The organism is Siccirubricoccus deserti (assembly GCF_014283215.1).
GTDB lineage: Bacteria > Pseudomonadota > Alphaproteobacteria > Acetobacterales > Acetobacteraceae > Siccirubricoccus > Siccirubricoccus deserti.
The window spans coordinates 1-10,113 of the sequence record NZ_JACOMF010000088.1 but is presented as its reverse complement, the minus strand read 5'-3'; the positions used below and the strand labels follow the sequence as shown (position 1 = coordinate 10,113).

Here is a 10,113-nt window from a genome sequence, read left to right as displayed (position 1 = left end):
GGCGCGTAGATCTTCGGACAGGGTTCTCGCCATGCAAGCTGGCCTCCGTGCCCAGCAGGCACGGTGAATCAGATTTCGCGCCGGGCGGGAATCCTCAGCGACTCTGAATGGTCAGATTTCGCTCTAGCACCAGGGTCTCCAGTATAAGATCGCACACGACGCCATGCGCCGGACTTCAAGCAGGCGGACCAATTCGACACGGCCGAATGTCGGGCAGCCGGATTGCGTTGGTCAATATAGCAATGATCCAATGATGATCGCGGCCGGAGTCACGGTCCTCCGGTGGTGCAGACCGCCTTCCGCTGGCCCGCTACGCCGCCACCGCCCCGCTCCACGGCGTCATCGCATCGCTGATGCCCACCGCTCCGTCCGGCCCGCGCTGAATCAGGTTCGGGCAGGCGAAGTTCAGCGGCAACACGCCATGCTCCATCACTTCCAATGGCCCGACGGCGGTCAGCGCCTCCAGTACCTCCGGCGCCAGCCGCTGGTCGGCGGCGATGCCGCTGGGGCCGGAGACATCGATGCGCGGGTGATGCGCCGCCGCATCCGGGTCCATCCCGAAATCGGCGACGAAGGACAGTAGCTGGAACACCGCCGCCATGATCCGCCGGCCGCCGGAGGCGCCGCAGGCGATCTCCGGCTGGCCGTTGGTTGCGGCGATCACCGGGCACATGTTAGTCAGCGGCCGCTTGCCTGGGGCCATGGCATTGGGCGTGCCCGGTTGCGGGTCGAACCACATGACGCCGTTGTTCATCAGTATGCCGGTGCCCGGCAGCACCACCCGCGAGCCCATGGAGGAAAGCAGCGTGGTGGTCATCGCCACCATCATCCCATCCTTGTCGCAGACGGTGAGGTGGGTGGTGCAGCTGTCCGCGCCAGACGGCTCGGCATCGCCGAGGCCGGCCAGGCGCTCGGCATAGGCGTCCTGCATGGCGCGGGCGAGCATGGCGTACCAAGCCGCCGAAGGCGCGTCGCCGAAGGGCGCGTCGGCCATGCCGGCAAGCACCCGCTTCAGGGTCGGTGCCGCCGTCAGACCATTCGCCAGCATCAGGGTACGGCCGCGCCAGGGGGCGGCGATCGCCGGCAGGACGCGGGCATGGCAGTTGGCCAGGTCGGCGGCGGAGATGATGCCGCCCACCGTCTTCATGTCGGCGACGAGCTGCGCCGCCACCTCGCCCTCATACAGGTCACGCAGCCCGGCCCGCTGCAGCCGTTCCAGTGTGGCCGGCAGGTTGCCCTGGGTGAAGAAGCCCGGCTTGCCCTGGTAGGGCGCCACCGGCGGCAGGCCGTTCGGCAGGTAGATGCGGGCGGATTCGGGGTAGAGCCGCAGCACCGATGCCGAGGCGGCGACCTTCAGCGTGGTGTACCAATCCTGCGGCAGGCCGCGCTTCGCCAGGGCGACGGCGGGGGCCAGCACTTCGTGGATCGGCAGCCGGCCGTGGCGTTCGTGCAGCAGCGCGTAACCGGCGACGGCCGACGGAATGACGCAGGACAGCGGGCCATGGATGTTGCGGTCGCCCTCCACCTCCGGCCAGGGGAAGAGATCCTGCTTGGCGCGACCGGTCAGCGGATAGGCCGCGGGGTCGAGGCCGGCCGGGGCGACCGGGCCGAAGTCGAAGGTTTCGGCAACGGCCATGCCGGGCTTCATCGCCTGGGCGAAGCCGATGCCGCCGAGGCCGCAATTCCACGGCTCCAAACTCGCCAGCACGAAGGCGGTGGCGACCGCGGCATCAGCCGCGCTGCCGCCGGCGCGCAACATCTCCGCTCCCGCCTCGGCCGCGGTCTTCACCTGGGAGACGACGATCCCGCCACCGCCGCGCGCCGCCGGCTTGTGGAGGTGCCAATTCTGGGTCGTGTGGGGAATCATCGGCGCGTCTCCTGCTCTCAGGGCATGGTCGCGCCGATCGGGGCGAGGGGGAAGGTGGATTAGGGGTTCCGCTGGGGCTTTGAGAAGCCCCACCAGGAATCAGGACGATAAGGTCGGTGGCCCCGCGCCCGAGCCCCGTCTGGAGAGGGCGAGCTTCCCCCAAGACGGAGCTCGGGCATACCGGTTCGAATGGTCGCCCCAGAGCCGGGGGGCGGGACGCTCGCCCCCCGGCAGGGGTTCGGAGACAAGTCCCCGAATTTCTTTTCCTGGCCTAGCTGCAAGCCGCCGTATTCGGCGTCGCATCATATCCCGGCAGCCCGGGCGGCCCGAAGCCCGGGAACACCACCCGCTCCGCGTCATCCGGTTTCGGCTCAGCACCGAACCACTTCTGCGACAGCCGGGCGATGGTGCCATCCTTCTTCAGGCACTCGATCACTGCCTCCACCTGGTTGCGCGCCGCGGCGCTGTCCTGGCGGAAGGGCGTGCCCCAGTGGAGGCGGGTGCCGGGCAGCGCCCAATCCGCCACGTACTGCGGCGTACGGGTCGCGCTGTACTTGATGACGGTGTTGCCAGAGAGGTTGGCGAAGGCCCGCCCCTGGATCACCGCCTGCACCGCATCCGGCTGGGTATCGAAAGCGAGCAGGGTCAGGTTCAGCCGCTCGGCGTTGTTGCGCACCCAGGCCTCATACGGCGTGCCCTTGTTCACGCTGATGGTCTTGCCGCGCAGATCCTCCTCCGAGCGGATCGGCGCGGTGCCGCGCCGGATGCCGAATTGCAGCTCGGTCCAAAGATAGCCCTCAGTGAACAGCAGGTTCGCCGCGCGTTCCGGCGTCACCGTAGTAGGGGCGCAGAGGAAATCGTACCGGCCGGCGTTCAGCGCCGGGATCAGGCCGGAGAAGCTGGCCGAATCAATCACAATCTGCCGGTTCAGCTTCTTGGCAATCTCGGCGAAGAGGTCGACCTGGAAGCCCTGCACCCCGCCCTGGAGGCTGGGGAAGGAATGCGGCGCGAAGGTGCCGTCAAGGCCGCAGCGCAGCGGTGGCTGGCCGGTGTTGGCGGGTCCGACCGTGGTCTGGGCGGCGGCGGTGCCGGCCAGGCCCGCGCCCAGGATGAGGGCGGCAAGCAGGCTGCGCGACATGGCGATATCTCCTGGAAAGCAATGATGCCGGACGATCCAGCATTCGCGTCCATGAAGCAACCGGCGGGCCAACGGTCGCAGCCGCTGCCGTTGCCACGAAATCGCCCCAAGCCCGGCCCAGAATTGCCAGGGCTGGACAGTTGAATGCATATTATCGGTCGGGCAGTCCCGGCCTTGTCAGGGATTTTCGCCGCCATGCGCCAGCGCATTGCCTGCGGCCTCATCGTCGGGGCCCTCTCCGTGATCTCCGTCCTGGTGGCGCTGCTGCTCAGCGACGCCATGGCGCCCGGGCGGGTGCCGCCGATGCTTGCCTTCTGGGGGGCCTGCGGGGCCGGGACCCTGCTGATCAGCGGGCTGGCGATGCTGGAGCAGCGCGGCGCACAGGCACTGCCACAGCCGTTCCGCGGCTGAGTTCAGCCACTGGCCTCGGGATAGAGGCCTCGCAGCCCGGCCTCCGAGGCATCACACCGCCCCCGCTCGGTGATCAGCCCGGTGACCAGCCGGGCAGGCGTCACGTCGAAGGCCGGGTTGGCGGCGGGGCTGCCCTCCGCGACCACCCGGATCGTCTCGATCCTGCCATCGGCGGTGCGGCCCGTCAGGTCGGTGACCTCGGCGCCGGCGCGCTCCTCGATGGGGATCTCGGCGACGCCATCGGCGACCTGCCAATCGATGGTCGAATGCGGCAGCGCCACCCAGAAGGGGATACCGTTGTCGCGCGCCGCCAGCGCCTTCAGATAGGTGCCGATCTTGTTCGCCACATCGCCGTGCCGGGTGACACGATCGGTGCCGACGATGACGATATCGACCTCGGCATGCTGCATCAGATGGCCGCCGGCGTTGTCGGCAACGACAGTATGCGGCACGCCATGCTTGCCGAGTTCAAAGGCAGTCAGCGCCGCGCCCTGGTTGCGCGGGCGGGTCTCGTCCACCCAGACATGCAGCGGCACCCCCTCGTCATGCGCCTGGTACATGGGGGAAAGCGCGGTGCCGTAATCGACCGTCGCCAGCCAGCCGGCGTTGCAATGGGTCAGGACATTCACCGGCGCCCCGGCCGGCTTGCGGGCGGCGATCTCGCGCAGCAGCGGCAGCCCGTGCTGGCCGATGCGGCGGCAGGTCTCGGCATCGTTGTCGGCGATGGCCAGCGCCTCGGCATAGGCGGCGGCGACGCGGTCCGCGGCGGGCAGGTTGTGCAGCCGGGCCCGCATCCGGTCGAGTGCCCAGCGCAGGTTGATGGCGGTCGGCCGGGTCTCGCCCAGCATCGCCACGGCGCGGTCGAGGCTTGCGGTCGAGGCATCCGCCCGCAGCGCCAGCGCCACGCCATAGGCGGCAACGGCGCCGATCAGCGGCGCGCCGCGGACCTGCATGGAGCGGATGGCATGCGCCGTCGCCTCCGCATCGGTGAGGCGGAGGATGTCGAGTTCCCAGGGCAGCTTGGTCTGGTCGATGATGCGGACCGACCAGCCATCCTCGTCGACCCAGACGCTGCGATAGGGCTTGCCGTCGATCTTCATGGGGGCCTCTCCCGGCTGCGGCGCCGGGATAGAGCAAACCCCGGCAAGGGTAAAATCCTTGGCTCGCGGGCCGGCGCGGCGGCTGCGCTGCCGGTCTCGCCTGGCCGGCCAGCATGCACCGGACCGGCCTGGTCTGGCTCCTAGATCCGCTGGTGCAGCGCGCAGACCAGGGTGAACAGCCGCCGCGCCGTCTCGAAATCCAATCCGATCCGCCCGTCCAGCCGCGCCATCAGCAGTTCTGCACCTTCGTTGTGCAGACCGCGCCGGCCCATGTCGATCGCCTGGATTCGGGCCTCATGAGCGCCGCCCGAGCCGACCTCGCTGACCACGAGTTCATGGCTCTCGACGATCATGTGGTAGTCCTTGATCAGCCGCCGGAACGGGCCGAGCGCCAGCGCCACCGCCCGCACCGACACTTCCGCCGCGTCGCGGATGTCGAACACCAGCCTGCCATCGCGGACGCAGAGGTGCAGCATGAACGGCCCGCCGGGCACGCCGAGCGGGTCGAAGCGGTTCTCGGTCAGCAGATCGGCCACGGCCTGCCGCCGGTCGGCCTCGGCATAGGCGGAGCGCAGCGGCGTCGCATCCGGCAGGATGAGATGCGTCAGCCGCCGTGTCGCCAGCGCGTCGGCCGGTGCCGGGACGAGCCGCCGCTCAGGCATCGGGCGGACGCCTGGCCACGGCGGGCGCCGTCTCCGGCTCAAGGAAGCCGAGGGCACTCATCCAGCCCACCACCGCACCCTTCACCGGCCGCAGCATCGCCATGCAAAGCAAGGTGAACAGCGGCAGCCAGATCACCATGTGGATCCACATCGCGGGCTGGAAGCGTTCCTCCACCCAGAATACCCCGGGCAGCAGCAGGTGGCCGGTGAGGAAGATGGTGAAATAGGGCGGCGCGTCATCCGCCCTGAGGCGGCCGAGCGGGGCGCCGCAATTGGCACATTCCGGCACCACCCGCAGGTAGCCGGCGAAGACCCGGCCGACCCCGCAGAATGGGCAGCGGTTCCGCAGGCCGCGACCGACAGCGGGCCAGAGGGCCGGCGGCGGGTAATCGGTGGCTTGGCTGGCGGGACGGTTGGCATCCCAGCGCATCTTGCACTCCTCTCGCGCGGCGGCACCGCGTCATTCTGGCCTGTTGGCGGCGGGGCCAGGGCCGCTGCGCGGCAAGAGCCGCGATGCTGCACCGCAATATTGGCCCGCGCCGGCAGCCTATCAAGCGCCGTGATCCACGACCGGCATTGCAACCGGGCTTGCGCCCTGGGCGCCCGGCGCGCAAGCCTGGGTGCATGTCCGAGCGCATCCTGGTCATCAACCCGAATTCCTCGCTCTCCTGCACCGCCGGCATCGCCGCGGCGCTGGCCCCGCTGGCCGCCTCCGGCGGCCCCCGCTTCGAGGTGGTGCGGCTGGCGGAGGGCCCACCCGCCATCGCCACCTGGCGCGACTGGTACCAGGTGGCCGAGCCGCTCTGCCAGATGGTCGAGCGCGAGGCCGCCGCCGCCTATGTCATCGCCTGCGTCTCCGACCCAGGGCTTGAGGCGGTGCGGATGGCAACGCCGCGGCCCGTGCTCGGGATGCTGCGCTGCGCCATTGCCGCGGCGCTGACCCGCGCGGAGCGCTTCGGCATCATCGGCTTCATGGAAACCAGCCGGCCACGCCAGCGCCGGGCCCTGCAAGCAATGGGAGTGGAGACACGGCTGGCGGGCTATGAACCGCTGAACCTGCCGATGGAGGTGCTGACCGACCCCAGCGCGCCCCGCGCCCGCCTCCAGGCAGTGGCCCGGGCGCTGGTGGCCCAGGGGGCCGAGGCGATCGTGCTGGGCTGCACCGGTCTCGCCGGCCATGCCCGCGCCGCCGAGGATGCCGCGGGCGTGCCGGTCATCGAGCCATGCCAGGCAGCCGGGGCGATGGCGCTGCTGGCACTGCGTGGCAGGGCGGCGGAGGATGGGGGTGCGGCGGCGGCAAGGAGCTTCGCGGCGGAATAGCGGACCGCCATGCCGTCCTCCGCATCAGAAATGCCCTGCAGCGAATTGCGTTCAGGTCTGACGGCCTGTTCGTCGGCCCGGCGATCCTCGCCGTGGCCTTCACCTTGGGCCAGGCTTGGCGTGCCGCGGCATCAGGCCCGGATGACCAGCGGCCGCGCGCCGTGATCAGATGATCTTCTGTCGAGGCAGCGACATGATCTGACAGGTGGTCGATCTGACGCTGGAGTGGGCCCCTGGGTCCGGACAGGGTTTGGTGGGTGTCCGCCGGATCGAAAATGTCAGTTGGCTCAGCGATGTGGCCTTCGCCGGGTTCTGTTTTTCGTGCGGGAGATCGGCTCTGTCGAGGCAAGTCCGCATCGGCGTCTTCGAAGCACCAGTGGCGCTGGTGGGTACGCTGCTCATTGTAGATCACTACCAGGCATCGAGGTCGGCCTGCAGCATCTCGGCGCTGTCGTAGAGCGTCTTGCGGAAAGCGACATGGTAGACGTCGTCGGGCAGCATCTTGTGGAACCGCATCGCAGGTGCCGTTGGTCTGCTGGCTCATCTCCTTGGTGCGGGTGTGGTCGATGCCCTTCACCGCTGGTTAGGGTTCATACTCGTGGCAGTCATGGGCACCGCAATACCGGCCTCTGACCCCACCGATCTTCAGCACCCGTCAGATGGCGCGAGGCTGGCTTCTCAGGTCAGCCACACGGCCAGTTCCTCTAACGGCATCGGACGGCCGGTGTGATAACCCTGCAAGGCACCGATATGCATCCGCGCCAAAGCCACCGCGACTTCTTCGGTCTCAACGCCCTCTGCCACGGTCTGCAGTTCCATGTGCCGCGCAATGTCGATCACCGCTCCGACGATCACTGCTGAGTCGCGCGATGTTGGCAGGTCGGCGATGAAGGAGCGGTCGATTTTCAGTGCCGAGAACGGCATCTGCTTCAGCACCTTGAGTGACGAGTAGCCAGTGCCGAAGTCGTCGAGCGCGAGTTCAAAGCCCTTGATGCGCAGGCGGAGCAGGATGTCGGCCGTGCGCACCGGATCCTGAAACGCCGCCGTCTCCGTCAGCTCCAGCGTAAGCCGGGAGGGTTCCGCGCCGCCACGCCGTACCGCTTCCTGCACGCGATCAGGGAAGCGCAAATCTCGTAGGTTCGCCCCTGAGATGTTTACCGCGATTGCGAGGTCAAGCCCCCGGGACGCCAGATCCCGTTGGCACTGGCCTGCCGCCTCGATAGCCCACAGCGTCAGGCTGTCCGCCAACTCGGGGTGGGCCTCGGCGACAGGAACGAAGCGGTCGGGCGATACCGAGCCACGTTCGGGATGGCGCCACCGCGCCAGGGCTTCCGCCTTGAGCGGCCGCCGCGAACCGGCCTCGACAATGGGCTGAAGATGGAGCATCAGCTCGCCGGCATTGATCGCCCGGCGCAACTCCTCGGGGGAAGGCACCCAGACCACGGCCGGCCGTAGTTGCTCGAGCGCACTGCGTAGCCCCTCGACCCGGATCGGCTTGGTCAGTGCTGCGGCGACTGCGAGCCTAAACCCCTCCCCAACGCGCCGTGCCGTCTGAACCAGGCGCTCGTCGAGGCCGCTCAGCAACAGAATCGGACCGTTGAAATGGGCTGTGCTGAGGAACCGGAGCTGCTCAATGCCGTCATCCTCACCAATTTGCAGGTCGAGGACGACCGCATCGGGCCGCTGGCCTCAAAGCGCGAACGGAACTCGGTCGCGGTGGTCGTCGCTTCGGCCGACATCCCGAGACCACCAGCCACTCGGCTGATGAGCTTGCCGATGCCAGCTTCGTCATCAAGGGCCAGGATGTTCATACCAGCCACCTCCCGGAGCCTGGATGCCAAAGCGCACCCGCTAATGGTTAGAATATGCCAATGAGGACAACCAAAAGGAGTTTTCAACGCCGCTTATCTCAATTATGGACCATTTTCTCAAGGCGGAATATTCCTTGCTGCCCTCACTCGGCCAGTCACGCAGCGACAGCTTCGCGCAGCAACCGCGCCAACTGTGCTGTGCGGTAGGGCTTGCCAAGGAGGAGCGCGCCCTCGGGCAAGGCGCCGGAATCGAAGGCGGCATTGGGGAAGCCCGATGTATACAGCGCCTTGAGGCCGGGGCGCAGCCGTGCGGCCTCCTTCGCCAGTTCCCAACCGTTCATCCCGCCGGGCATGACAATATCTGTCATCAGCAGGTCAACCGGCCTGTCTGTCCCGAGTAGTGCCAGGGCCTCACGGGCGTCCTCCGCCTCTAGCACCGTGTAGCCGAGTTCGGTCAGTTGCCGCAGCAGCACCATGCGAAGCTTCTCGTTATCCTCGACCACCAGCACGGTCTCGCGGCCGCGTGGCAGCGGGGTCTCCTTGCCTGACGCAGCCGTGGTGTTGCCCGCGGTCTCATCGGCCGTCCGCGGCAGGAAAAGCCGCACGGTCGTGCCGTGCCCGACCTCGCTGTAGATCTTGACGTGACCACCCGACTGCTTGGCGAAGCCAAAGACCATCGACAGGCCGAGCCCCGTGCCCTTGCCGACCTCCTTGGTCGTAAAAAAGGGTTCGAAGGCACGGGCTAGCACCTCGGGAGCCATGCCCGTGCCGCTATCGGTGATTTCGAGCACGACGTAGTCGCCGCCTCGTACCCCCTGGTTCACGGCCGCATAGTCAGCATCCAGGACAACATTGTGCGTTGCGATGGTCAGCCGGCCGCCTTGCGGCATCGCGTCGCGCGCATTCACGGCCAGGTTGGTCAGCGCCCTCTCAAGCTGGGTTGGGTCGGCAAGCCCGGTCCCGATGTCCACTGCCAGTGACAGCCGTACCTCGATCGTCTCGCCGAGCGTGCGGGCGAGCAGCTTCGCCACACGGGCGACCAGCGCGTTGATGTCAATCCGCTGTGGCTGAAGCGGCTGGCGGCGAGCGAAAGCGAGCAGTCGCCTGTTCAGATCGGCTCCCCGCAGTGCCGCCTCAAGCGCCTGATCGATGATATCGGCCGTCTCCGGTTCGTTGCCAGGCTGATCGCGGAGCAGATCGAGGTTGCCTATGATCACGCCAAGCAGGTTGTTGAAGTCATGCGCGAGGCCGCCGGTGAGCTGGCCTATTGCCTCCATCTTCTGCGACTGGCGGAGCTGATCCTCGATGGCCTGGCGCTCAGTGATGTCCTCGAGGGCGATGACGAATCCTCGTGCTGTCCCGTCTCGCCCAAACAGTGCCGTTCCGGACGCGCTGATTTCCAGCAGTGTCCCGTCCTTGCGGCGACGTCGCACCCGGGTATTGCGAACTACCTCGCCGCCGAGCAGCCGGTCTCGAAGCTGTCCGAGACCCTCCCGCCCGTCTTCCGGTACGATGGCGGCATAGTGCCCACCGAGCATCTCCGATGCCGCGAAGCCGAAGATGCGCTCGGCGGCGCGATTCCAGGTCAGGACGTTCATCTCCAGGTCCAAGCCGACAATCGCCACCGGCGATGCCTCGATCAGGGCCGAGAGAGTCTCGTTGGCCGTACGGAGCCCCTGACCTGCCCCCACTTGGGGATCCACGGGTTATGAGAGACTTGACCCATGTTCTGGCTTGGCCGTCTGGCCCTGCCGGAGCGGAGCGTAGGCGGGGCCAGACGGCCAGGGCAACACCGCTTCCGGTG

The 10,113-nt window shown here is 68.0% G+C and carries 10 protein-coding genes; 2 read left to right on the top strand and 8 right to left on the bottom strand.

Annotation, left to right across the window (positions count from 1 at the left end):
• Positions 1-310 precede the first annotated feature (310 nt).
• Complete coding sequence (locus tag H7965_RS26860; RefSeq protein ID WP_186773617.1) at positions 311-1,867, bottom strand: gamma-glutamyltransferase; 1,557 nt, start codon at positions 1,865-1,867, stop codon at positions 311-313.
• A 271-nt stretch (positions 1,868-2,138) separates the two neighbouring features.
• Complete coding sequence (locus tag H7965_RS26855) at positions 2,139-3,005, bottom strand: transporter substrate-binding domain-containing protein (RefSeq protein ID WP_186773616.1); 867 nt, start codon at positions 3,003-3,005, stop codon at positions 2,139-2,141.
• 195 nt (positions 3,006-3,200) lie between these two features.
• Here H7965_RS26855 and H7965_RS26850 point away from each other — a divergent pair, with 195 nt between their 5' ends.
• A complete protein-coding gene (locus H7965_RS26850) occupies positions 3,201-3,416 on the top strand; it encodes a hypothetical protein (RefSeq protein ID WP_186773615.1) in 216 nt (71 codons plus the stop codon).
• 2 nt (positions 3,417-3,418) lie between these two features.
• On the opposite strand, the gene mtnA is transcribed toward H7965_RS26850, so the two are convergent.
• From mtnA to H7965_RS26835, 3 genes are all read right to left on the bottom strand, one after another.
• The gene (gene mtnA, locus H7965_RS26845) at positions 3,419-4,516 is read right to left on the bottom strand and encodes an S-methyl-5-thioribose-1-phosphate isomerase (RefSeq protein ID WP_186773614.1); all 1,098 of its coding nucleotides are present in this window, start codon (positions 4,514-4,516) and stop codon (positions 3,419-3,421) included.
• A 140-nt stretch (positions 4,517-4,656) separates the two neighbouring features.
• Entirely contained in the window at positions 4,657-5,178 is a 522-nt protein-coding gene (locus H7965_RS26840) for a UPF0262 family protein (protein ID WP_186773613.1), read from the bottom strand.
• The gene (locus H7965_RS26835; protein WP_186773612.1) at positions 5,171-5,608 is read right to left on the bottom strand and encodes a DUF983 domain-containing protein; all 438 of its coding nucleotides are present in this window, start codon (positions 5,606-5,608) and stop codon (positions 5,171-5,173) included. The genes H7965_RS26840 and H7965_RS26835 overlap by 8 nt, the downstream gene beginning before the upstream one ends.
• Positions 5,609-5,802: 194 nt before the next feature.
• On the opposite strand from H7965_RS26835, the gene H7965_RS26830 reads away from it, so the two are divergent.
• Positions 5,803-6,498: an aspartate/glutamate racemase family protein gene (locus H7965_RS26830; protein ID WP_186773611.1), complete on the top strand. Its 696-nt coding sequence runs from the start codon at positions 5,803-5,805 to the stop codon at positions 6,496-6,498.
• Positions 6,499-7,176: 678 nt separating this feature from the next.
• Here the strand turns inward: H7965_RS26830 and H7965_RS26825 are convergent.
• From H7965_RS26825 to H7965_RS26815, 3 genes are all read right to left on the bottom strand, one after another.
• Positions 7,177-8,082: an EAL domain-containing protein gene (locus tag H7965_RS26825; RefSeq protein WP_186773610.1), complete on the bottom strand. Its 906-nt coding sequence runs from the start codon at positions 8,080-8,082 to the stop codon at positions 7,177-7,179.
• Entirely contained in the window at positions 8,076-8,309 is a 234-nt protein-coding gene (locus H7965_RS26820) for a hypothetical protein (protein ID WP_186773609.1), read from the bottom strand. The genes H7965_RS26825 and H7965_RS26820 overlap by 7 nt, the downstream gene beginning before the upstream one ends.
• Before the next feature lie 155 nt (positions 8,310-8,464).
• The gene (locus H7965_RS26815) at positions 8,465-10,000 is read right to left on the bottom strand and encodes an ATP-binding protein (RefSeq protein WP_222440838.1); all 1,536 of its coding nucleotides are present in this window, start codon (positions 9,998-10,000) and stop codon (positions 8,465-8,467) included.
• Positions 10,001-10,113: the final 113 nt, after the last annotated feature.

Bases quoted from the DNA above. Each gene is read 5' to 3' on its own strand.
- H7965_RS26850 (WP_186773615.1), top strand. From the start codon at position 3,201: ATGCGCCAGCGCATTGCCTGCGGCCTCATCGTCGGGGCCCTCTCCGTG.
- H7965_RS26820 (WP_186773609.1), bottom strand. From the start codon at position 8,309: ATGAACATCCTGGCCCTTGATGACGAAGCTGGCATCGGCAAGCTCATC.
- H7965_RS26855 (WP_186773616.1), bottom strand. From the start codon at position 3,005: ATGTCGCGCAGCCTGCTTGCCGCCCTCATCCTGGGCGCGGGCCTGGCC.
- H7965_RS26840 (WP_186773613.1), bottom strand. From the start codon at position 5,178: ATGCCTGAGCGGCGGCTCGTCCCGGCACCGGCCGACGCGCTGGCGACA.
- H7965_RS26860 (WP_186773617.1), bottom strand. From the start codon at position 1,867: ATGATTCCCCACACGACCCAGAATTGGCACCTCCACAAGCCGGCGGCG.
- H7965_RS26835 (WP_186773612.1), bottom strand. From the start codon at position 5,608: ATGCGCTGGGATGCCAACCGTCCCGCCAGCCAAGCCACCGATTACCCG.
- H7965_RS26830 (WP_186773611.1), top strand. From the start codon at position 5,803: ATGTCCGAGCGCATCCTGGTCATCAACCCGAATTCCTCGCTCTCCTGC.
- mtnA (WP_186773614.1), bottom strand. From the start codon at position 4,516: ATGAAGATCGACGGCAAGCCCTATCGCAGCGTCTGGGTCGACGAGGAT.